This is a genomic window from Micromonospora sp. CA-259024, from assembly GCF_050936255.1.
Taxonomy (GTDB): domain Bacteria; phylum Actinomycetota; class Actinomycetes; order Mycobacteriales; family Micromonosporaceae; genus Micromonospora.
Map to the genome: position 1 here is coordinate 2,474,625 of NZ_JBNJND010000001.1, position 22,060 is coordinate 2,496,684.

Annotated in this window: 21 protein-coding genes; 14 read left to right on the forward strand and 7 right to left on the reverse strand. The window is 69.4% G+C overall.

Features of this window, described 5'->3' with window-relative positions:
• Positions 1-95: 95 nt before the first annotated feature.
• Positions 96-1,025 (reverse strand): AraC family transcriptional regulator, encoded by a 930-nt coding sequence (locus ACQEUX_RS10840; protein ID WP_433045030.1) that lies wholly within the window; start codon positions 1,023-1,025, stop codon positions 96-98.
• A 325-nt stretch (positions 1,026-1,350) separates the two neighbouring features.
• Between ACQEUX_RS10840 and ACQEUX_RS10845 the strand changes: the two genes are divergently transcribed.
• From ACQEUX_RS10845 to ACQEUX_RS10860, 4 genes are all read left to right on the forward strand, one after another.
• Positions 1,351-1,482 carry a hypothetical protein gene (locus tag ACQEUX_RS10845; protein WP_433045033.1) on the forward strand — a complete coding sequence of 44 codons (132 nt, stop codon included), beginning with the start codon at positions 1,351-1,353 and terminating at the stop codon, positions 1,480-1,482.
• Complete coding sequence (locus ACQEUX_RS10850) at positions 1,479-1,670, forward strand: fascin domain-containing protein (RefSeq protein ID WP_433045036.1); 192 nt, start codon at positions 1,479-1,481, stop codon at positions 1,668-1,670. Before ACQEUX_RS10845 ends, ACQEUX_RS10850 begins: the two co-directional genes overlap by 4 nt.
• 166 nt (positions 1,671-1,836) lie before the next feature.
• Positions 1,837-4,707: a ricin-type beta-trefoil lectin domain protein gene (locus tag ACQEUX_RS10855; protein WP_433045039.1), complete on the forward strand. Its 2,871-nt coding sequence runs from the start codon at positions 1,837-1,839 to the stop codon at positions 4,705-4,707.
• A gap of 32 nt (positions 4,708-4,739) precedes the next feature.
• Positions 4,740-6,869, forward strand: a complete 2,130-nt coding sequence (locus tag ACQEUX_RS10860; RefSeq protein WP_433045042.1) for a ThuA domain-containing protein — start codon at positions 4,740-4,742, stop codon at positions 6,867-6,869.
• Between the two features lie 306 nt (positions 6,870-7,175).
• Here ACQEUX_RS10860 and ACQEUX_RS10865 read toward each other — a convergent pair whose 3' ends face one another.
• Entirely contained in the window at positions 7,176-9,650 is a 2,475-nt protein-coding gene (locus ACQEUX_RS10865; protein ID WP_433045045.1) for a M14 family metallopeptidase, read from the reverse strand.
• 328 nt (positions 9,651-9,978) lie between these two features.
• Between ACQEUX_RS10865 and ACQEUX_RS10870 the strand changes: the two genes are divergently transcribed.
• Positions 9,979-10,518, forward strand: a complete 540-nt coding sequence (locus ACQEUX_RS10870; protein WP_433045048.1) for an RBBP9/YdeN family alpha/beta hydrolase — start codon at positions 9,979-9,981, stop codon at positions 10,516-10,518.
• Between the two features lie 31 nt (positions 10,519-10,549).
• On the opposite strand, the gene ACQEUX_RS10875 is transcribed toward ACQEUX_RS10870, so the two are convergent.
• Positions 10,550-11,047 carry a YcxB family protein gene (locus tag ACQEUX_RS10875; RefSeq protein WP_433049757.1) on the reverse strand — a complete coding sequence of 166 codons (498 nt, stop codon included), beginning with the start codon at positions 11,045-11,047 and terminating at the stop codon, positions 10,550-10,552.
• A gap of 219 nt (positions 11,048-11,266) precedes the next feature.
• On the opposite strand from ACQEUX_RS10875, the gene ACQEUX_RS10880 reads away from it, so the two are divergent.
• Both ACQEUX_RS10880 and ACQEUX_RS10885 read left to right on the forward strand, forming a co-directional pair.
• A complete protein-coding gene (locus ACQEUX_RS10880) occupies positions 11,267-11,707 on the forward strand; it encodes a hypothetical protein (RefSeq protein ID WP_433045051.1) in 441 nt (146 codons plus the stop codon).
• A 245-nt stretch (positions 11,708-11,952) separates the two neighbouring features.
• A complete protein-coding gene (locus ACQEUX_RS10885) occupies positions 11,953-12,606 on the forward strand; it encodes a hypothetical protein (protein WP_433045054.1) in 654 nt (217 codons plus the stop codon).
• On the opposite strand, the gene ACQEUX_RS10890 is transcribed toward ACQEUX_RS10885, so the two are convergent.
• Positions 12,596-13,138: a hypothetical protein gene (locus ACQEUX_RS10890; protein WP_433045057.1), complete on the reverse strand. Its 543-nt coding sequence runs from the start codon at positions 13,136-13,138 to the stop codon at positions 12,596-12,598. The two genes, ACQEUX_RS10885 and ACQEUX_RS10890, sit on opposite strands and share 11 nt — an antisense overlap.
• A gap of 120 nt (positions 13,139-13,258) precedes the next feature.
• On the opposite strand from ACQEUX_RS10890, the gene ACQEUX_RS10895 reads away from it, so the two are divergent.
• Positions 13,259-13,903 carry an alpha/beta fold hydrolase gene (locus ACQEUX_RS10895; protein WP_433045060.1) on the forward strand — a complete coding sequence of 215 codons (645 nt, stop codon included), beginning with the start codon at positions 13,259-13,261 and terminating at the stop codon, positions 13,901-13,903.
• Positions 13,904-13,969: 66 nt separating this feature from the next.
• Here ACQEUX_RS10895 and ACQEUX_RS10900 read toward each other — a convergent pair whose 3' ends face one another.
• On the reverse strand, positions 13,970-14,323 hold the full coding sequence (locus ACQEUX_RS10900; protein WP_433045063.1) for a hypothetical protein: 354 nt from the start codon (positions 14,321-14,323) through the stop codon (positions 13,970-13,972).
• 322 nt (positions 14,324-14,645) lie between these two features.
• Here ACQEUX_RS10900 and ACQEUX_RS10905 point away from each other — a divergent pair, with 322 nt between their 5' ends.
• Together ACQEUX_RS10905 and ACQEUX_RS10910 are read left to right on the forward strand one after the other, a co-directional pair.
• Positions 14,646-15,650: an RNA polymerase subunit sigma-70 gene (locus ACQEUX_RS10905; protein WP_433045066.1), complete on the forward strand. Its 1,005-nt coding sequence runs from the start codon at positions 14,646-14,648 to the stop codon at positions 15,648-15,650.
• A 5-nt stretch (positions 15,651-15,655) separates the two neighbouring features.
• Positions 15,656-15,958 carry a DUF6069 family protein gene (locus ACQEUX_RS10910; RefSeq protein WP_433045069.1) on the forward strand — a complete coding sequence of 101 codons (303 nt, stop codon included), beginning with the start codon at positions 15,656-15,658 and terminating at the stop codon, positions 15,956-15,958.
• Between the two features lie 47 nt (positions 15,959-16,005).
• Here the strand turns inward: ACQEUX_RS10910 and ACQEUX_RS10915 are convergent, their stop codons facing one another.
• Positions 16,006-16,587, reverse strand: coding sequence for a CGNR zinc finger domain-containing protein (locus ACQEUX_RS10915; RefSeq protein WP_433045072.1), 582 nt, complete (start codon positions 16,585-16,587; stop codon positions 16,006-16,008).
• A gap of 130 nt (positions 16,588-16,717) precedes the next feature.
• On the opposite strand from ACQEUX_RS10915, the gene ACQEUX_RS10920 reads away from it, so the two are divergent.
• The 3 genes from ACQEUX_RS10920 to ACQEUX_RS10930 all read left to right on the forward strand — a co-directional run bounded on the left by ACQEUX_RS10920 (position 16,718) and on the right by ACQEUX_RS10930 (position 20,200).
• Positions 16,718-17,719, forward strand: a complete 1,002-nt coding sequence (locus tag ACQEUX_RS10920; protein WP_433045075.1) for a zinc-dependent alcohol dehydrogenase family protein — start codon at positions 16,718-16,720, stop codon at positions 17,717-17,719.
• Between the two features lie 58 nt (positions 17,720-17,777).
• Positions 17,778-18,602: an alpha/beta fold hydrolase gene (locus tag ACQEUX_RS10925; RefSeq protein WP_433045078.1), complete on the forward strand. Its 825-nt coding sequence runs from the start codon at positions 17,778-17,780 to the stop codon at positions 18,600-18,602.
• Between the two features lie 179 nt (positions 18,603-18,781).
• Positions 18,782-20,200 carry an FAD-binding oxidoreductase gene (locus ACQEUX_RS10930; RefSeq protein WP_433045081.1) on the forward strand — a complete coding sequence of 473 codons (1,419 nt, stop codon included), beginning with the start codon at positions 18,782-18,784 and terminating at the stop codon, positions 20,198-20,200.
• Between the two features lie 88 nt (positions 20,201-20,288).
• On the opposite strand, the gene ACQEUX_RS10935 is transcribed toward ACQEUX_RS10930, so the two are convergent.
• Positions 20,289-20,753 (reverse strand): DUF6924 domain-containing protein, encoded by a 465-nt coding sequence (locus ACQEUX_RS10935; protein ID WP_433045084.1) that lies wholly within the window; start codon positions 20,751-20,753, stop codon positions 20,289-20,291.
• A gap of 172 nt (positions 20,754-20,925) precedes the next feature.
• Between ACQEUX_RS10935 and ACQEUX_RS10940 the strand changes: the two genes are divergently transcribed.
• A complete protein-coding gene (locus ACQEUX_RS10940; RefSeq protein WP_433045087.1) occupies positions 20,926-21,993 on the forward strand; it encodes a CapA family protein in 1,068 nt (355 codons plus the stop codon).
• Positions 21,994-22,060: the final 67 nt, after the last annotated feature.

Consider the following 22,060-nt stretch of genomic DNA (forward strand, 5'->3'; position numbering starts at 1 on the left):
CGAGCCGGACCCAGGCGACGACCGGGGTTGCGGGTTCGTTCGGATGCCACGCCGGTATCCGGACGAACCCCCGGCCGCACGGCGAGCTGGTGCGGTCACACGTCGAAGGCAGCATCGGCGAGGTCGTAGCCGGCATGGCGGCGGCGGAAACCGCTCGGGCTCATCCCGTGGTGTTTCCGAAAGACCCGCGAGAAGTAGAAGGCGTCGTCGAAGCCGATCTCGGACGCGACCTCGGTGACCGTCGCATCCGTCGTGTCGAGCAGCTGCCGCGCCCTCGCCATCCGCAGCGCGGTGTGGTGAGCCAACACCCCGCCTCCGGTCGCCCGGCGAAACAGGGTGCTCAGATGCGACGGCGACACCCCCACCAGCCGCGCCAGCTCGGGCACCTTCACGTTGCCGTCGAGCCGCTCGGCCAGGTAGCTCATGGCGCGCTGCAGCGGATCCCCCGGCTCGGGCAGCAGGCGATCGACGCTGATTTGCGTCAGCAGCTTCCACGCGGTCCCCGCCGCGCCCAGCAGCCGGATGGGCGTCTGGTCGCGCTCGACGCAGGTGACGATCTCGTCCAGCAGCGCCACCGCCCGACCGATAGCCCGCACCGGAACCACGGGTCGCTCGGTCGTGGCCTCCATGCAGTCCACGAGCTTCGACACGTCCGAGCCCATCAGGTGTGCCCACCAGATCGTCCAGGGATCGCGCTCGTCGGCACCGTACTCGTGTGGGACGCCGCGGGGGATGACCAGCGCCTGCCAAGCCCCGATCCGATGCATGCCCGACCCGACGCGCGCCCAGCCCAAGCCCGAGGCACAGACGATCAGGACCACCTCGGGCGTGCCCCGAGGGCGTTGCATCCGGTGGTCAGCGGCATCCGGGTAGTATCCGGCGTCGGTGACGAGGAGCCGCCCGGTGATCGGGCGCCGCAGCGCCTCGGCGACGAGCGGACGGGGCACCGAGGCCAGCCTCTGCCCCCGAAAACCCTCCTGGAGCGGCACCGGTCTATCGTGCGCCGTCACCAGCGGATTGTCCATGCCGTGGGCCATCCAATCCATCGCCGGCCGTTTCTCCCCTGTTGAGTTCGACCTACGGCGCGTGGGTACGTCAGATGTCCCGCATCGCCCCGTGATGAGGCGACGCTGAAAATCTTCCTCCGGAGATTGACCCTCAAAGATGTCCGATGTTAACTGCACATCAACGATGTGGATCGATGTTTTCCTGCCTGCCGTCAACTCGGCGGGGTGGCAGCGTTCCACGTCGTCTCGACATCGCCCTCGTTTCGGCGGACGCGGGCAGGCCGGGGCACTTCCCGGGGTGCGAGACCTGCATCCGCACGACGATCCAGAGGAGATCGTGTCGATGAAGATGACGCCGCCGCTACGAATCGCGCTCGCCGTCCTGCTCGCCGGTGGTGTCGTCGCCACCGGCCCGCCGCACCGGCCACGGCGGCACCGACGGACGCCGCGTTCGGCACCGGCACCGGCACGTTGAACGTCAACCGGGCGGCCGCCGGGTCGTGGGAGACCTTCGCCCTGGTCCGCAACGCGGACGGCTCGGTCAGCCTGCGGGCGACGGTCGGCAACAGGTACGTGGTGGCGGAGAACGGCGGGGCCGAGGCACTGATCGCGAACCGAGACGCGATCGGCCCCTGGGAGAAGTTCGACCTGATCACCCTCTGAAACGCCGACGCGACGGGTCCGAAAAGGGCCCGCCGGCCGGCATCGTCTCGTCGAGCCCGGCGTCAGCGGCCCGGCTTCGTCCACCCCTCCCGGCGAGCGCGCACCCACCGGTGCCCGTACGCCCGACCGGTCCGGCCGTCCCGTCCCTCGAACCCCGGAGTACGCCATGATCCGCACACCGCGTCCGCGCCTCACCGCGGCCGTCGTCCTGGCCATCCTCGCCGGCCTACTGCCAATCCTGGTGGCGGTCACCGCCGCCGCACCGCCAGCGGCAGCGGCACCGCCCGCGACCAGCCAGTTCGAGAAGGTCAAGCTCGACGGTGGGCTCTCCATGGGAGAGCCGATCGAGTTGTCCGTCCTGCCCGACGGCAAGGTGCTCTACATCAATCGGGGCACCAGCTCCGGCGGTGGGCAGGTCCGCCTGTACAACCCGGCCACCCGCGCGACCACGGTCGCGCTGACCCTCCAGCTCGACGCCCGCTTCGAGGACGGCCTGATCGGCATCACCCCGCACCCGAGGTTCGCCACGAACCGTTGGGTGTACCTGTTCTACTCGCCGGTCGCGACGCCGCTGGTGAACCGCATCTCGCGGTTCACCTTCAATCCGAGCACGCTGGTCCTCGACCCGGCGAGCGAGACCCGGCTCATCGAGTGGCCGACCGAGCGCCGGCTCTGCTGCCACTCGGCCGGTTCGATGACCTGGGACAGCAACGAGAACCTCTACTTCGCCGTCGGCGACAACACCAACTCCGGCGGGGACTCGGCGGGCATGGCGCCGATCGACGAGCGGACCAGCCGCGACGCCCAGTACGACGCGCAGCGCACCTCGGGCAACACCAACGACCTGCGCGGAAAGATCAACCGAATCCACCCGGAGGACAACGGCACGTACACCGTGCCGGCGGGCAACCTCTTCGCGCCGGGCACCGCTGGCACCCGCCCGGAGATCTATGTGATGGGCGTGCGCAATCCGTACCGCGTGTGGGTGGATCGAAAGAGCAGCAACACCCTCTACTGGGGTGAGGTCGGGCCGGACGCGGGAGCGACGATCGCCAACCGGGGACCTGCGGCGTACGACGAGTGGAACCGGGCCACGGCGCCGGGCAACCACGGTTGGCCGTACTGCGGTGGACCCAACGTCGCCTACAACGACTGGGACTTCGCCACCAACTCGCCGCGCGGCTGGTTCCCGTGCGGTGGCAGCACCGGCCCGGTGAACAACTCGCCGCGCAACACCGGCCTCCAGCAACTGCCGCCGACCCGGGGCGCGCTGGTCTGGGAGCAGCACGGCGGCAGCCGGGAGTGGCCCGCCCTGGACAACCCGGGTGGCTGCGGCTCGCCCAACCACGCCGAGGTCTACCACTACGACCCCAACCTCGTCTCGGACGTGAAGTGGCCGCAGTACTACGACAACAAGCTGCTCATCACGGAGTACTGCCGTAACTGGATCAAGGAGGTCCAGTTCGACAACGGCAACGCGCGTACCGGCAACCCGACGATCATCGAGCCGGTGCTGGCCGGGATGTCGTTCGTCCACCCGATCGACATGGAGTTCGGGCCGGACGGATCGCTCTACCTGCTGGAGTACGGCAACGGCTACTTCTCCGGCGATGCCGCCGCCGGGCTCTACAAAATCAACTACGTGGCCGGGGGCCGGTCCCCCACCGCCGTCGCGTCGGCCACCCCCGACAACGGCCTCAGCCCACTGACGGTCGGCTTCTCCAGCGCCGGCAGCACCGACCCGGACGGCGACCCGCTGACCTACGCGTGGGACTTCGACAGCAACGGCACCGTCGACTCCACCGCCGCGAACCCCACCTACACGTACGCCAGCAACGGCGACAAGCGCGCCCGGCTCACGGTGTCCGACGGCACCGGCCGCTCCGGCACCATCCAGGTGGCCGTCGTGGTGGGCAACAACCGGCCCACCGTCTCGCTCAACGGCATCCCCAACGGCGGGCTGTTCTCGTGGGACGAGAACCTGACCGCCACCGCCACCGCCTCCGACGCCCAGGACGGCACGATCCCGTGCGCGAACGTGGTGATCCGGGCGGCTCTCGGCCACCAGGAGCACGCGCACGAGGAGGGCCAGGGCACCGGCTGCGGCTTCACCGTCAACACCGGGCCGGTGCACGCCGGGCCGGACTCGGTGCTCTTCTTCCTGCTGCGGGCCGGGTACACCGACCGGGGCGCCCCCGGCGCGGTTCCGCTGACCGCCGAGAAGGACGTCACGCTCTGGCCCAAGCAGTGGCAGGCCGAGCACTACGTCTCGCTGCACGGCCCCCAGGTGATCAATGCGGGCGGCGCCGAGGGAGGCCGGCGGCTCGGTGACATCCAGAACGGCGAGTACGTCCGGCACCACGCGGTGAGCCTGAAGGGCATCACCGGGATCCGGGCCCGGGTCTCCTCGGACAAGGCCGGCAACGTCGCCTCCTTCCGGTACGACTCGCCGACCGGCCCGGAGGTAGCCCGGGTCACCGTGCCCAACACCGGCGGCTGGGACGCCTACACCGAGGTCACCGCACCGGTCACCAAGCCCGACGACAACACCCACGACCTGTACGTCGTGTTCACCGGCGGCACCGGAGGTGCCCTGCTCGACCTGGACAGCTACACGTTCACCGGCGCCGGGGTGAGCACCCCGGCCGGCGGCACCCGCACCGGGCCGATCCGGGGCATGGGCAAGTGCGTCGACGTCAACGCCGGCGGCACCACCGACGGCACCCGCGTCCAGATGTGGGACTGCATCACCGGCGCCACCAACCAGCAGTGGACGCTGCCCGGCGACGGCACCATCCGCAGCCTGGGCAAGTGCCTGGACGTCCAGTCCAGCGGCACCACCAACGGCACGCCGATCCACCTGTGGACCTGCAACGGCACCGGGGCCCAGCAGTGGGTGTCCGGCACCGCCGGCAGCCTACGCAACCCGCAGGCCAACCGGTGCCTCGACATCCCCGCCTCCACCCCGACCAACGGACGGCAGTTGCAGATCTACGAGTGCAACGGCACCGCCGCGCAGAACTGGACCCTGCCGTGACCCGACCCTCCAACCTCCCGCAAGGAGCCCCCATGCACAGACGCGCCATCACCGCGGTCGCCGCCGCCGTGGTCGCCGGACTCACCGTCGCCGCCGGAGCGATGACGGTGACCCCGACCCCGGCCGAGGCCGCACCGCTGACCAAGATCCTGGTCTTCTCCAAGACCGCCGGCTTCCGGCACTCCTCCATCCCGAACGGCATCGCGGCGATCCAGCAGCTCGGTGCGGCGAACGGCTTCACCGTCACCGCCACCGAGGATGCGGCCACCTTCACCACGGCCAACCTCGCCCAGTACCAGGCGGTGGTCTTCCTCAGCACCACCGGCGACGTGCTCAACGCCGGCCAGCAGAGCGCGTTCGAGGCGTACCTGGCCGGCGGCGGTGGCTTCGCCGGGGTGCACGCCGCGGCCGACACCGAGTACGAGTGGCCGTGGTACGGCGGCCTGGTCGGGGCGTACTTCGCCTCGCACCCGGCCACCCAGCAGGCGACCGTACGGGTCGAGGACCGGGCCAACGCCTCCACCGCGCACCTGCCGTCAACCTGGACCCGCACCGACGAGTGGTACAACTACCGCGCCAACCCCCGCTCGGCGGTCAAGGTGCTGGCCAGCCTCGACGAATCCTCGTACAGCGGCGGGTCCATGGGTGGCGACCACCCGATCACCTGGTGCCACAGCTACGGCGGCGGACGCTCCTGGTACACCGGCCTCGGCCACACCGAGCAGAGCTACAGCGACCCGAACTTCACCCGCATGCTGCTCGGCGGCATCCAGGTGGCGGCCGGCGCCGTGGCGGCCGACTGCCGGCCGGAGCCCGGCTACACCCCGCTGTTCGACGGCACCCAGACCAGCCTCGCCCAGTGGCGGCAGGCCGGGCCGGGCGGCTTCACCCTGGCCGACGGCACCCTCACCTCGTACGGCGGCATGGGGTTGCTCTGGTACCCGGTGCGTACCTTCGGCAACTACTCGCTCAAGGTCGACTGGATGATGCCCGGCGACGACAACGGCGGGGTCTTCATCGGGTTCCCCGATCCGCAGGGCGACCCATGGGGCCCGGTCGACACCGGTCACGAGATCCAGATCGACGCCACCGACGGCGACCCGACGCGCACCACCGGCAGCGTCTACAGCTTCCAGGCGCCGAACCAGGCCGCTCGTTCGGCGGCGCTCAACCCACCCGGCTCGTGGAACACCTACGAGATCGGCGTGCACGGCCAGCGGGTAGAGATCTGGCTCAACGGAGTCAAGATCAACGATTACGTCAGCAGCCGGGCCATCGCCAACGGCTACATCGGGTTGCAGAACGACGGCGCCGGGTTGGACATCAACTACCGCAACGTGCGGATCAAGACGGACGGTCCGAGCGAGCCGCCCGCCACCGACCTGGCCCGCGGCCGGGCGGTGACGGCGTCCAGCGTCGAGCCGGGCAGCGCACACATCGCCGCCAACGCGGTGGACGGCAACGCGGCCACCCGCTGGGGCAGCGCGTACACCGACCCGCAGTGGATCTCCGTCGACCTGGGGGCCACGTACGCGATCAACCGGGTGCGGCTGGCCTGGGAGACGGCCCACGCGCGGGCGTACCAGGTACAGGTGTCGCCGGACAACGTGACCTGGTCGCCGGTGCACACCACGACCGCCGGAGACGGTGGCGTCGACGACCTCACGGTCAGCGGCACCGGACGCTACCTGCGGGTGTACGGCACCCAGCGGGCCACCCAGTGGGGCTACTCGCTGTGGGACCTCAACGTCTACGGCACCGCCGCCGGTGGCACCCTGCTCTCCCAGGGGCGGCCGGTCACCGCGTCCAGTGTGGAGCCGGGTAGCGCACACGTGGCCGCCAACGCCGTGGACGGCAACGCGGCCACCCGCTGGGGCAGCGCGTACACCGACCCGCAGTGGATCTCGGTGGACCTCGGCGCGTCCCGCACCCTCGACCGGGTCCGCCTGACCTGGGAGGCGGCGTACGCGCGGGCGTACCAGGTCCAGGTCTCCCCCGACAACGTGACCTGGTCGCCCGTTTACACCACGGCCACGGGCGACGGCGGCGTGGATGACATCGCCATCTCGGCAGCCGGCCGCTACCTACGCGTCCAGGGCACCCAACGGGCCCTGCCCGGGTACGGCTACTCGCTGTGGGAGTTGGAGGTGCACGGCAGCTGACCCTGTCGCTTTCCCCGCCTCGCCCTCCGAGGCACCGATCCCCCCACCGGGTCCGCCGTCGAACCGCCCCCTCCGGCGACGGCGGACCACCACAGGGCAGCCGGTGCGGCTGGCGTCCCCCGGCCGCACCGGCTGCCCCTCGACCTGGTGGAACCGCTGGATGCGGGCGGTCGCGGAAGGACACCTGCGACGGAATCGCAAGGGCGACCACCAGTGCCTTCTGCCGGGCCAACGGCGCCAGGTACGACCATTGCCCCGTCGGCGCGGGTGAACCGCACCGACGGGGCAACGACTATCGGAAGGGCGCTAACTCGTGACGATCCTGATCGTCGCCGTGCGGTAGTTGTTGCGCTTGTCGCTCTTCGTCGGGTCGTAGTTGTTCTCGATGTTGCCGGCACTGTCGACCGAGAACCAGCGGAACGTCGTCGTCTCGGTCACATGGAACACCTGCCCCGGCTCGCGGAACTCGGTCGCCGCGTAGCGGGGCGACTCGAGCGTGGGGCGGCTGCCGTCGGTCGTGTAGTAGATGGTGGCCGGCTCACTGGTTTCGAGCCGCACGTCGACTGGCCCGGAGTAGCGCCCCTCGCCGGGGACGAGCCGGGACGTCGGGTTCTTGTTGTCCCTGCCCCAGTCCGCCGCGACCCGGAACATCTCCATGATCCCGTTGGCGTACTCCATCGTTTCGGCGTGGCCACTGACGAGGTCGGGGTTGCCCACCCACTCCGGTTGGAACGAACCGCCCTGCCAGTTGCCGGTGGCCGGGTTGTAGACGGAGCCGCCGACCTCCCAGCCGAACGCGTAGATCCCGTAGGTGTGGTACAGGTCCTCACGCACGTTGCCCGCCGAGGAGTAGAGGACGTCGGACGAGCCGCCGACGTTCTCCGGCGTGACGACGGTCTCCCGGTGCGCCTTGACCTGCGACAGGATCCGGGCGGCCGACTGCCAGTAGAACGCCTCGTCACCCAACGGCGGGCGCGGCGTGGTGATCCGGCCGTCCGCGATGTAGGCGCCGGGCTGCCAGAACAGTTGGCCGCCGTTGGAGTGCACCGACATCATGAACTTGATGTTCTTGTACTTCTCGACCAGCCAGATGATGTTCTTCGACTCGGGCTCGGACAGCTCCTCGGGCCCCTGGTAGGTGTCGCTGACGCAACTGGTCGACGCGCCCGAGTAACCGTCGTGCCCCGACCCGACCCGGTAGTTCCGGTTCAGGTCGACGCCCCAGGAGTTGCGTCGACCCGGATCGGCGTTCGCGTCCGGGCAGTGGTTGGTCATGTTCCGGCGCTGGGAGGCGAAGTTGTAGAAGCTGTAGTTCGCCCCGTCGGGGTTGTTGGACAGGATGAAGAAGACGTCGGTGTTGTCGACGATCCTCTTCGTCTCCCGGTCGGAGCGGTAGTTGTGCACCAGACGCTCGGCAGACTCCAGACTGGTCGTCGCCGGCACCCACTCACGGGCGTGGTCCTGCGCCTGGATCAGGACACCGGGCTTCTTGCCGTCACGGTGCTTGCCGATCCGCAGGACCGGGATCGTGGCCGGGCCACGTGGCACCTCGCCCGCCGGTGCGCCGGCGCGCTTCTGGTCGAGGAAGTCGGTCAGCGCCACCGGGCCCGCCGTCGGCGCGACGATGCCGGTGCCCTCGTTGGTGCGGTACGGGTGCGCCCGGTCGATGAGGCCCTGGGACCGGGTCCGCAGTGCCTCCGCCACCTCCGTGGCCGTACTCGCCGGCCCACCGGACGCATCCGTGGCGAGCAGGACGCGAACCGCCTTGCCCGCGACCTCCACCGCGAGCGGGAGGTCCGCACCCGGCCGGTCCACGAAGTCGACCGTGATGTCGTTGCCGCCCTCGTGGCCCCACGCCGCCGAGGTGACGACGACCGCCGCCTGCCCCGTACCGCCGATCTGGGCCTGCGCCTTGCGCTGGTACCCGTTCGTCTGGTTCGGCAGGTAGACGATCTCGGCGATGTCCGGGTACTGGCGGGCGATCTCCTTGGCGCGACTGTAGAGCTGCTGCGGGTGCTTGTAGCCGTCCACGAAGTCCGACTTGTAGGACGGGTTCGCCGTCAGCGGCGGCGGGGCGTCCTCCAACCAGTTGGAGACGACGCCGGTGACGACGCCACCGGTGGAGCTCGTCACCTGGATCTTGTTAGGGCGTGCGTCGAGCTTGAACAGGTTCCGGTGGAACATGTACTGCCCGGAGTCGACGAACCGGCTCATCGTCCGGGCGAAGCCGAACGGCGTGCCCTTGCCCGAGTCGTTCTCCAGCTGCATCCCGACGACCGGGTCCGCCTGCTGCCCCTCGGTGGTCCGCGCCTCGACGTAGAGAAAGCCCTGGCCCTTGGTGGTGAACCAGTCGGCGCGGGCGATTCGTACCGTCGCCTCGTGGTTCGACGGCTGGACCGCCCGCGCGCCGGCGGCGCCGATGCCGCCGTCGGCCTCGTCGCTCCAGGCGAAGCCCGCGTCGTCGCCGAGCACCTCGACGCCCATCGCCGTGAGTTCGGCGATCTGCGCGGAGGTCACCACCGCCTCGCCTTCGATGCCGGTCGGCACGCGCCGGAGGCCGTGCTCGAGGTCGAAGCCGGCAGCGGCCACCTTGTCCAGCATGTCGGCGCCGGTCAGCCTGATGTGTACGAGGCGAACCGAGTCTGGACTCTCGATCTGGGACCGATCGGTGGTGGCTGACGGCCCCGTGGGATCCGCGCCCGCAGGCCCGGTCGCCACGAGGATGCTACCCACCAGGGCGGGCAGCGCGAGAAGCGCGATGCGCCGTTGTATGCGCCGCATTCCCCCTCCTTCTGCTTACGACGGGTGATTGAGGTGGTGGCAGGACTCCGTGCGCGTCGCCCCCATGTAGGACAGCCATGCCGAACGCGCGAAGAGCCTGGGTACGACGACCATCGTCGGTGCGAGAACGAGCGGGAGGGCCTGAGCGGGGCTGGGTCCGGTGAGCGTATGTGCGTTTGCGGCCTCAGTGGATCGTGTCGATCGAATTTGAGCATTCCTTGAGGCGACCGGCGCCGCGAACGGCGGAGAGCCGGCGTCGAGGAGAACCGAGCGATGGACGGCGCGTGCGGATCACGTGGTTTGATCACGACGTCGATCCGAAGGGGGCATGGTGGGACCCAAGGCGATCATCTTTCACGGAACCGGCGGCAACCCGGACGTGTGCTGGTATCTGTGGCTGGCAGAACGGCTCAAGGCCCGAGGCTACGCTGTCGAGGTGCCGCACCACCCCGGCATCAATGTCGAGCCGATCGCCACGTTCCTGCCGAAGGTGCTGAACGCGCACAGCTTCGACGAGGACACCGTCCTGGTGGGCCATTCCGGTGGCGCGGCCCTCCTGCTGGCGCTCCTGGAGCATGTCGAGGTAACCGTCGCTCAGGCAATCCTGGTTGCCGGCTACTGCACCCGGCCCAACACCGAGGAAGAGCCGGTTCTCCAGCAGCACTACGACTGGGCCGCGATCCGGTCCCACGTGCGAGACATCTACTTCATCAACTCACGCAAGGATCCGTACGGCTGCGACGACCGACAGGGACGCGCCATGTTCGAGCGGCTCGGCGGCACCCAGATCGTGCGCGACGACGGGCACTTCGGCGACCACGACCAGCCGTACGAGCGGTTCGAACTACTCGACCGACTCATCCCCTGACGCCGCTGATGACCCGTGGCCGCCCATGAGGTCACCGACGTCGGAGCAGCCCACGTCTGGCCATGTACGCACGCAACGTCTCGGCATCCTCGGCGGACATCAACCAGCGGGGGATCACGGTCGCCGGCATCCGGCCGACGTACACGATCCAGAACTCAGGGGTATCCCTCACCTGGGCGACCCCGTCCCAGGCGATGCCGCCGGACTCCGAACCGCTGCGCATCATGATGTTGTCATCGGTGATGTCGTAGGCGCCCTCGACGGCGTAGCGACTGGAGCGGCGTCGGGCGCGCAACCGCACCCACGGCAGATACAACATCGACAGCAGGCCACCCACGACCATCGCCATCCACAGCGGCGAGATCTGCTCGCCCCACGCGAACCCCCGCGAGACGGCCAGACCGATCGCCCCGACCGCCGCCAGCGCCGCGCCGATATAGCCGAACTTGCGCAGTCGAACACTGCCGAGCGCGGCGGCCACGCGGCCCGGGTAGGCAGGATCGGCCGGGACGTCAAAACGAATGTGCACGCCAGAACGATAGTGCCCGAACCGTCTGGCCATGGCCGGGCCGTGACGGTCGAATAGTCCGAGGCTGTGGCATTCGGCCTGATCAGCTGCCGATGGGTCCTGCCGTGCCGCTCAGGCGAGGCCCTGGTGCCGTCTTCCGGACGGGCGTCTGCGGACTGGCGGCGCTCGCCCCGGCCAGTGCTGTCGTTGGTCCGAGGGCCAACAGGCTAGTTTGCTCGGATGAGTCTCCTCGATGACGTCGCCAGGCGTGACAGTTGGCGATGCTGGGTGTGCGACGAGCCGGTCGACGCCGACATGTCGGTGAACGACCCGCGTGGCCCCAGCGTCGACAGCCGCACCGCCGACAAGAAGGCCAAGGTCGCCGAGCGACTCGCGCACCGCGCCTGCAACACGCGCAAGGGCGCGGTCAAGGTGGTCATCGCCTGGCCGGACCGTCTGCACGTGGTGGAGCCCGCACCGCTGATCACCGTCGCCGAACGACTCGAACGCAAGGGTGGCCGCGAGTTGGTCGCCCGCTGCCCGAGCCAGAAGGACGCCCAGGAGGCGGCAGACTGGCTCGTCGACCGGTTCTCCCGGCTGGTGCCCGGGCTGCCGGTGACCGCGAATGTCGACGCAGGCGGCGGACAGTACCTCGTCACCCTGGCCACCGGCCGCCGCTGACCGGCAGCCCTGCTCGGCAGGCCACCGCCGACCCAGGGCAGCCCGGACCCGAACCACCGCCAACACTGCCGCACCACCCACGAGACCCCCGCCGCTCACCGTGCGTCAACGGCACCGAACGGTTCGAGCGCCCTCAGGGGCAGGAGAGTGCGCCGACCGTTTCAGCTTGCCTGAGCGACCTAGCTTGGAGGACGGCGCCTACTAATCGATGGCATACCCGACCTACCCGTTCGACCAGGAGAGCCGTGGACGCGAATTCCATCACCGCCATCTCCGCAACTGTGATCGCCGTCGCTTCACTTGTGGTCTCAATTACGGAGGCACGAGCGAACCGAAGGCACAACTTCCAATCGGTTCGCCCATTGTTGAGCCTGGACTGCCTCCGGTCGGATGGCGGCCTGACAGGCATCCGAATCCGAAATGCCGGCCTTGGCCCGGCTGTTATTCGGGCGGCTACGCTTTATCTCGACGACGAGGAAGTCGGGCTGTGGGAGAAAGCGGTCGTCGATCCACTGCGCGGCACGTTCGCGGTCTGGCCAAACTTTACATCCCTTCGCCGGGGTAGACCCATCCCAGTCGGCCAGGAACTGATGATCCTTGCCGTCGAGGATTACGATCCGGCGAGAGATGGCGAATTTTGGGTGGCGGTAACCGAGCGGATCAGGATTCGCGTGCAGTACGAATCAATATATGGCAATGAACAGCATCAAGCATGGTTCGAAGGGTCACCTCGCTACAAGATCGAACTGTTCGATCAAGGAAGGGGTGATGCCGGATCTGGATCCTCCAGCCACGAACGCGCGGCGCGGCATGAGCGGGTGCCCAGCACCCGGCGCCGGCGACCGCAGGCAACGCAGACCCGCGGCCGCATTCGGCGCCCCCGGGGTTCTACTCGCTGAACTCGGTCACGGACAACGCCTTGTCCAGTCGTTCGGCGGCCAGGTCGTCGTGGCGGACCACAAAACTCCCGTAGTAGAACTCATCGGCCACGGGAAAGCGGGCGAGCGACATCCACTCACTCGCCAGCCGGTATCTTTCCTTCTCCACATGGGAGTACCAGCTCGTCACCGGGATGACGATCTCGCCGGCCTTCTCGCGCCCCGCGAGAGTCTGCTCCGCAATGCTCGTGATCACCTCATCGTCGGCATACCCGCCGATGTAGGCGATGGCGAGCCCTTCGTCAGCCGGCCAGAGGTCGCAGGCCAGAGCACAGAGTTCGTCCAGGTGCGGCAGGTCACGCTCCAGGTCACGGGCCAACTGCTGCTGGAAGGCCGACAGGTCGTCCTCGTCCTCGTCGTCGTGCGTCGCGAACCAATTGGGCAGCTCCGCGAGGAGTGTGGCGCTGACGTCGTACTGCTTGCCGACGACCTCGGAGTTGAGGGGTTCCGCGACCGCGGTATCGGTGCCGGGCGGTACATACAAGACTCGCACGTACCTCTGCTCCCCGCTAGCATCGGCAGCTCCGTGCGCTGAGCGTCGCGATTCTTCCGTCACACGGCGTGGACGCGCGGATCCGGGAGGTTGTCGTACCCAGCTGTGAGGCTTCGGGTCATGGCGACTTTCGTTCTGATCCACGGCGGCGGGGGCAGCGCGTGGGACTGGCATCTCGTGGTCCCTGAGCTGGCCGGCCGCGGCCACGACGTGGTGGTGCCGGAACTGCCGATCGAGAACAGATCGGCAGGGTTCGCCGAGTTTTCCGAAACGGTCGTCAACGCGATTGGCGACCGGAGTGACCTTGTGGTCGTCGGCCACTCGTACGGTGCGTTCACCGCGCCACTGATCGCCGACAAGCTGCCTGTGCGGCTGATCGTCCTGCTCACCCCGATGGTCCCCGAGCCTGGTGAGCGGCCCGGGGACTGGTGGGGCAACACCGGTTATCGCGGCGCCGAAGGGCTCAGCGAGGAGCAGCAGTTCTACAACGGTGTCCCGGCCGAGATCATCGCGGAGGCAGCGGCGCACACCCGGGCCCAGGTCAGCGCGGAAGGAAACGAGCCGTGGCCACTGGACGCCTGGCCGGACGTACCGACAAAGGTCCTCATTGCCCGCGAGGACCGCTTCTTCCCGGCGGACTTCCTGCGCCGGGTGACCGCCGACCGCCTCGGCGCCGTCCCTGACGAGATCGACGGGTGCCACGCGGTGGCGCTCAGCCACCCGCAGCAACTCGCCGAGCGGCTGACCGCGTACCTGCCGCGCTGAAGGCCCGGCAGCCCCTTTCACAGCAATTGACGCCGTCAGCTGGATCCCGGTGACCTCGTCAGAGGCTCAGGTGGTCGCCGGGTAGTAGTCCATGCTGTCGGTCCCCGGTAACACGCGGGCGGCGTATCTCTTACCGGCGGTGATGTCGGCGTCCTCGTCGACCTCGAAGCCGATGATGGCGCGTCCGAACGGCGCGTCGTCGTAGACCGCGACGGCGATGTCGGCCAGCCAGCGGTCGAGCGGGGCGCGCCAGTCCGCACCAGGGGCTACCTCGACCAGGTCAGGCCCGACGCGGCACTCTCGGACGTCAGCGGCCCGCCAGAGAGCACGCACGGCCCGATCGAGGCGGGCATCGTCGGTTGCACCGAGGATCAGCAGCAGCTCGTAGAACCCGCCGGTCCAGTTCACGGAATCGCTCATGTCGTCCGTGGCAGCCACTCCATCAGGTTCCACCATGGGGCCCCCTAGCCATCCCGACAACCATCCGGAGTGCCTGAGCGCCCGCCGGAGGCACTGCCTTCGGCCCGGCCCAGTCGGCGGCGCGAGCGGCGTGCGAAGCGGCCGCTCTGATCCTGTAGAGAAGTTCTCACAGACAAGGCCGCACCTCAATGTCCGATCTCGGGCGGCGCTGCAGCCCCTCCCGGACGACCGCTCGGCCATGCCGACCGACGCTGGTGATGAGTTGTCGCGCCCGCACCCGTCACACCTACGACGGGACACGACGAGACGGAAGGATGACGTGATGAGTGCGGACATGCGGCTGGAGGAGCTGGGCATGGGCGGGAGCGGGCTGGGCGAGGTCGACGAGCCGGCGTTCTCGGGGCTGGCGGAGCGGCACCGGCGGGAACTGCACGTGCACTGCTACCGGATGCTCGGGTCGTTCGAGGACGCCGAGGACACCGTGCAGGAGACGTTCCTCCGTGCCTGGCGGCGGCGGGAGACCGTCGAGGGGCGGTCGACGTTCCGCGCTTGGCTGTACCGGATCGCCACCAACGCCTGCCTGGACCTGCTCGCCAAGCGCCGCCCGGAGCCCGCGACCGGCGGCGAGGTGCGGTGGCTGCAGCCCTACCCGGACCGGCTGCTCGACGAGCTGCCCGCGGGCGACGCGGACGAGCCGGAGACCGTCGCCGTCGCGCGGGAGACGATCGAGCTGGCGTACCTGGTCGCAGTCCAGCACCTCGCGCCGCGCCCGCGGGCCGTGCTGATCCTGCGGGACGTGCTCGGCTGGCCGGCGAAGGACGTCGCGGAACTCCTCGGGGACTCCGTCAACTCCGTGAACAGCGCGCTGCAGCGGGCCCGCGCCGGCATGCGGGAGCACCTGCCAGCCGAGCGGCAGGACTGGACCGGCGGCGAGGAGGACGCCGGGACGCGCGAGCTGGTGCGCCGGTACACCGACGCCAGCGTGGCCACGAACATCGACGTGCTCGCTGGCATGCTGCGGGACGACGTCCGCTGCTCGATGCCGCCCACGCCGGGCCTGTACGTCGGCCTCGACGCGGTGGTGAGCAGCTGGGTCGAGGATGGATTCGAGGGCATGAAGGGCCTGCGCGGGGTTTTCACCGCCGTGAACCGGCAGCCCGCCGTCGCCTTCTACCTGTGGCAGAAGCGGGAGGGCGCGTACCTGCCGCTGACGATCGACGTCCTGCGCGTCACCGGCGGGGCGATCACCGAGATCGTCACGTTCCACGACGACCAGTTCCCGCGGCTCGGGCTGCCGGAGCGTCTGCCGGCGGACGGCACGGAGTAGTCCCGGTGCGGACGCTCGCGCTGCGCGGTGGCGCGCGTGTCGCGGTGGTCGCGGAGGAGTGGTGCGACGCGTTCGGCGTCGTCACCCGCGGGCGGGTGCAGCGGGAGCTGCGCGACGGCGCGCCCGGGCCGGTCCTGGGTCACGACGCCGGGTTCTGGCTCCGCGGCACCGGCGTCCGCTCATTGGTCCCGCCCCTGCTCTCCGGGGCAACCACCGCCACCACCACCGCCCTCCTCGGGCCCCACCTCGTTCCTGCGACGGCGATGATTCCCGCGCTGGCGTGGAGCCTCCGCACCCGGACCGACTGACGATCCCGCTGCCCGTGGTCGTGGACCACGAGCTGACGGCGGCGGTCTTATTCGTCGCTGTCGCGGGCTCGGCGGGCCCGCGCCCGGTAGGCGGCGACGTTCGTTCGGTTGCCGCACAGTTCGTAGGAGTGCCAGCGCTGGGTGCGGCTGCGGGTCGTGTCGTAGAAGACGTGGGAGCACATCTCGTTACCGCAGATGCGCAGCCGCGACCAGGTGTTCGCCGTGACAAGTTCGGCGACCGTGAGCACGATCCGGCCCACGAGGGGGTCGCCGGCCACCTGCTGGAGCTGGGGTTTCCCGGCCGCCGTGAAGGTTTGCCGAAATGTGAAATCGCTGGCGTGCTCGGCCAGCATCGTCCATGCCTGGGCGGTTTGTGTCGGCGTGTCGGCTGCGAGCACCGCCACGAGGTGATCACGGACGGCGCGGACCCGCTCGAGTCGGGCGGGGGTCGGGGCGTCCTGCGCCGTCGGGTCGAACGGGCTCAGAATCGCCCCGGCCTGACCGGGATCGTCAAGGGTGTCCGGTAGTGCCGGCGTGGCGTGTGGCCGGGAGTTGAGCAGATCCACGATCGCCGCAGCCAGCGCGGGGATCCGCGGGTCCGCCGTGTCCGGACTCTCGTGCGTGGCCATGCGCAACACACTACTCCCGACATGACCTAGACAACAAAGACCTTTACAGCGCGAGCGCGCGTGCGCTAGAAAGTAATGGTCGATCGGCCGTAGCCCATTACGGCCGGCCTGTAGAAGGAGCGCGCCAGTCATGAGTCAGCTCATCCTCACCGAGGTCGGCGGCGACCTGAACGAGACCGTCAAGCTGGACCAGAACCCCGACCTGACCCTCGGGTCCGAGGAACTGCTCGTCGCGGTTGAGGCCGCACCCATCAACCCCGCCGACCTGCTCTTCACCGCCGGCTGGTTCAGCGTCTACCCGCAGATCCCCGCCCAGCTCGGCGCCGAGGGCGTCGGTCGCGTGCTGCAAGCCGGTCCCCACGCTGACCAGTCCCTGGTGGGGCGGCGCGTACTCATCCTGCCGACCTTCGTACGCGGCACCTGGGCAACGCAGACCGTCGTGGCTGCCCGCGACGTCGTACCGATCTCCGAGCAGGCGGACGCGCTGCAGCTGGCCATGCTCCCGGTCAACCCGGCGACCGCGTACGGCCTGCTGCACGACTACGCCGAGCTCAAGCCCGGCGACTGGGTCGGCCTGACCCTGGCCAACTCGGCAGTTGGCCAGCACGTCATCACCCTCGCCAAGCGGGCCGGGGTGCGCATCCTGGCCGTGGTACGTCGAGAGGAGGCCGCCGAGCAGGTACGCGCGCTCGGTGCCGACCTCGTCGTGCTCGACGGCGAGGGTCTGGGTGACCGCGCCGCCGCCGCGCTCGGCGGCAGCCGGCTGCGGCTGCTGCTGGACGGCACCGGCGGCCCGCAGCACGTCGGCGAGCTGGCACGCCTCATCGAGGACGCCGGCAGCGTGGTGACGTTCGGCGCGATCAGCGGGCAGGCACCCGTCCTCCCGCTCGGTGACTTCATCTACCGCTCGATCTCGCTGCGCAGCTTCTTCATCCTCTCCTGGATCCGCAACACCCCCCGCGAGCGGCTGACCCGGATCTACACCGAGCTCGCCGAGCTGGTCGAGCGGGGCGTGCTGGGGGCGGAGGTCGAGGCGACGTACCCACTGGAGCAGTTCGTCGACGCCCTGGCCCACGCGGGTCGCGAGCGGCGCTCGGGCAAGATCCTCTTCACCCCCGCGGCAGCCGCGTGACGCCGCGACTGCCGGGGCCGGACCGGGTCCACGGCCACGGCGCGCAAGGGGTAGCCAGATGACGAGCACATCGAACGGCCCCATCCAGCCACGAACTCGCCTCATCGACGGCCTGTCGATTCGCTACGCCGAGAGCGAGGAACGCGACGATCACGCCCTTTTGCTGAGCCCGTGGCCGGAGAGCCTGTACGCCTTCGAGCCGATATGGTCGCGGCTTGCCGAACGCGCCCATCTGGTCGCCGTCGACCTTCCCGGATTCGGTCATTCCGAACGCCGTGACGAGTTGCTGGCACCACAGGCGATGGGTGAGTTCATCATCCGCGTCGCCGACGCGTTCGGGCTTGAGCACCCACACGTCCTCGGGCCCGACATCGGCACCTCCGCATCGCTCTTCGCCGCGGCGACGCATCCGGGCCGGCTGCGCAGCCTCGTCACCGGCAGCGGCGGCGCCGCGGTGCCGATCCAGCTGGGCGGGGTACTGCGGGACTGGGTGCTGGCCCCCGACGTCGAGGTGTTCCGCACCGAAGGGCGACACGTGATCGAGGCCGTGCTTCCCCACATCGAGGGATATGCGATTCCCGACCACGTCCGCGCGGACTACCTGTCGTCCTACGAAGGTGACCGGTTCTTCAGGTCACTTCCTTACGTGCGCAGCTACCCGAGACAACTTCCGGCCCTCCGCGACCTGTTGCCGGGGATCCAGACGCCCGTGCAGATCATCGCCGGACGGCACGACACAGCGGTGCCGCTGGCCAACGCCGAGTTTCTGCACGAGCGACTGCCGGACAGCAGACTCGACATCGTCGAGGCTGGGCACTTCACCTGGGAGTCCGCACCAGATGACTACGCCGCCATCGTCACCGCCTGGTGGCGCGGCCGGTAGGTGACGGACTCGTCGCCGGCAGTGGGGTGGCCCCCAGGGCCACCCCACTGCCTCACTATCTGGTCGACGACCACCGGCGGCGTGAAACAGCTCTCATACAGGCCGAATTTCGAACTAATCGGCGCGCGATGACGTCCGGATACGGTCGCACGTTCCGACCTTGCGGAAGGCAAAGCTCGATGAACCCCATCCAGAATCCAGCCCAGGACGGTGCTCCGATCACGGAGGATGCCGCAGCACGGCTCACCGCCCAGACGGTCGGACCAGTCCTACTCCCCGGTGACGAGCGGTACGACGCCGAGTGCGCGTCGTACAACCTCGCCATCCCGCAGCAGCCGGCGCTCGTGGTCGGCGCCGCCAACGCCGCCGACGTCCAAGCCGCTGTCCGCTTCGCCGCCGAACAGGGCCTGCCGGTCGCGGTGCTCGCCACCGGTCACTCCGCGCTTCCCTCGGCCGGAGCCCTCCTCATCACCACCCGGCGGATGGACGCCGTCACCATCGATGCCGAGGCGCGTACCGCCCGGATCGAGGCCGGCGTACGGTGGCAGCAGGTCGTCGACGCGGCGGCCAAGCACGGGCTGGCGCCACTCAACGGGGCTGCTCCGACCGTCGGCGCGGTCAGCTACACGCTCGGCGGTGGATTGAGCCCGATCGGCCGCACCTTCGGCTTCGCCGCTGACCACGTCCACCTGATCGAACTCGTCACCGCGGACGGCGAGCTACGCACGGTGACCGCGACGAACGAGCCGGAGCTGTTCTGGGCGCTGCGCGGCGGCAAGGGCAACTTCGGCGTGGTCACCGCGCTGGAGTTCGCCCTCTTCCCGGTCAGCCAGATCTACGGCGGTGGCCTCTTCTTCCCTGGTGAGCAGGCGGCCGAGGTGCTCAACGCGTGGGGCCGATGGACCGCTGGCGTGCCGGACGAGTTGACCTCGTCGGTCGCGTTGCTGCAACTGCCCCCGGTCCCCGAGGTGCCCGAGCCGCTCCGCGGCCGGCTGGTGGCGCACGTACGGATCGCCTACCTCGGCGCGGCAGAGGACGGCGAGCGGCTGATCGCCCCGCTGCGCGCGATCGCCCCGACACTGATCGACTCGGTGACCGAAATGCCGTACAGCGCGGTTGGCTCGATCCACGCCGACCCGCCGACCCCGATCCCGTTCGTGGACCGCTCGGCGTTGCTACGGGAGTTCACCCCGGAACTGGTCGACACGATCATCGCCCAGGCCGGCCCTGGTACGGGCAGCCCGCTGACCGTGCTGGAGATCCGGCACCTCGGCGGGGCCTTCGACCGCCGCCCGGAGCCAACGAACGCGATCGACCTGCGAGACGCGGCCTTCACCTTCTACGCGGTCGCGATCGGCGGCCCGGACCAGGCCGAGGCGTTCCAGGGTTACCTGACCCGCCTGCTCCAGGCCATCCAGCCGTGGAGCACCGGCGGGCGATTCGTGAACTTCCTGGGCGCCAGCGACGCCACCGCGGAAGGGGTCGCGGCGGCCTACCCGCCGGAGACGTACCAGCGGCTGGTTGCGGTCAAGCGCAGCTCCGACCCGACGAACATCTTCCGTGTAAACCACAACATCGTCCCGGGCCTGAACGAGTAGATCCGAGGCCGGGGAGCGGGCACGGCGGAAGGGTGCTGAGAGTCAGCCGCGGCGACTACCTCAGCACCCTTCACCGCCTCGTCTCCCGCTATTCCGGGAAGCCGCGGAAGACCCCGTCGTCGTCGACGGCGTCCGCAAACTCCTCCCAATCCATGTTCGCCAGTGAGAGGTTGTTCTCCACGGAGTGCATCTCGGATGGGATGACCCGGAAGGTGGTGTCGTCTCCGGGCTCTCCGACCTGCTCCTCAGCGTCCTCCTCCCAGTCTTGGAGCTGCACCACGAGGATCGGTCGGTCGGGGTGGGCGAACGTCTGCGAGTCCGCGAGGAACGCAAAACTCTCACGCGAGTCCGCCGGCACGAGCTGCCGCAATTGCGCGGCGGTGACCCCTTCGAAGGCCTTGTCGTCGACAAACTCGACGTCGGCCTCGAACTCGTCCTCGGTCTGCGGCTCGACGACGGCCGCCATCAACCGCGTCCACTCGCCGTCGTGAGAGAAATCGGTGCGGATCATCAGGGGCGCCGAGGAGACCCGCCGCCAGATCGAATCGTTCATGACGCGTACGACGTGCCGGGGGGCCCGCGAGTTCATCCGGTTCGACGTTGTGCGGTGTGATCTCACACCCTGCCAGGTCCACCCACGTTGAGCTGTACGGCCGCGAGATCCAGCTCCCGCGATCCTGGCCAAACAGACCCCAGACCAGGCGGATTTCCGTAGGCTGCGCCGAGTGACATGGGCACGACGCTTCGTCGCGCTGGCGGCGATCCTGACGGTTACGGCGTGCGATGCCGCCCGGAACCCGCAGGCCGCTGCACCCACCCGCCCTGTCCCGTCGCACCCCACCGAAACCGCTCCGTCGCACCCCGCCGACATCACTCTGGCCTTCGCGGGGGACGTGCACTTCGCCGGCCGTACGGCCAGTCTGCTGGGCGACCCGGCGACCGCGTTCGGGTCGATCTCGTCGACCCTGTCGGCCGCGGACCTGGCGATGGTCAACCTGGAAACGGCGGTCACCACGCGCGGCGCTGCCGAGCCGAAGGAGTTCCACTTCCGTGCGCCGTCAAGCGCGTACGACGCCGTCAAGGCCGCCGGCATCGACGTCGTGTCGATCGCCAACAACCACGCGCTGGACTACGGCCGGACGGGACTGGCCGACACCCTGAACGCAGCCAGGGCCGTCGGGATGCCCACCGTCGGGGCGGGCGCCGACGCGACGGCGGCGTACGCGCCGTGGATCACCGACATACGCGGCACCAGGATTGCGGTCCTCGGCTTCAGCCAGGTCTCCGAGCTGTGGTCGCAGTGGAAGGCGACCGACACCCGGGCTGGCATCGCCATGACCCGAGACCTGCCGCGCGCCGTCGCCGCGGTGCGCGCCGCACGGCGCCAGGCCAGCGTGGTCCTCGTCTACGTCCACTGGGGCACGGAGAGCGACGCGTGTCCGCCTGACGACGCGCGCGCCTTCGCTGCCGAGATGGCCGAGGCGGGCGCCACGGTGGTGGTCGGTACCCATGCCCACCTGCTGCTCGGCGACGGGTGGCTCGGCAAGACCTTTGTCCAGTACGGACTCGGCAACTTTCTGTGGTGGCGCGACGACGCGTACAGCAACGACACGGGGGTGCTGCGGGTGACCCTCAACGGGTCGGCGATCTCAAAGACCGAACTGGTCCCCGCGAGGATCTCCCGGCGCACTGGTCGACCCGAGGTCGCCGCAGGCGTGGACGCGGCCCGGATCCGCCGGGAGTACGCGGACCTGCGGGCCTGCACGGGACTCGCCGCAAGCCCGTCCCCGTAGTCGGTGTCGTCGTCAATCAGTTGGTCCACACCACAGCGAAATCGACCGCTCTGTCCGTCAGCCCTCG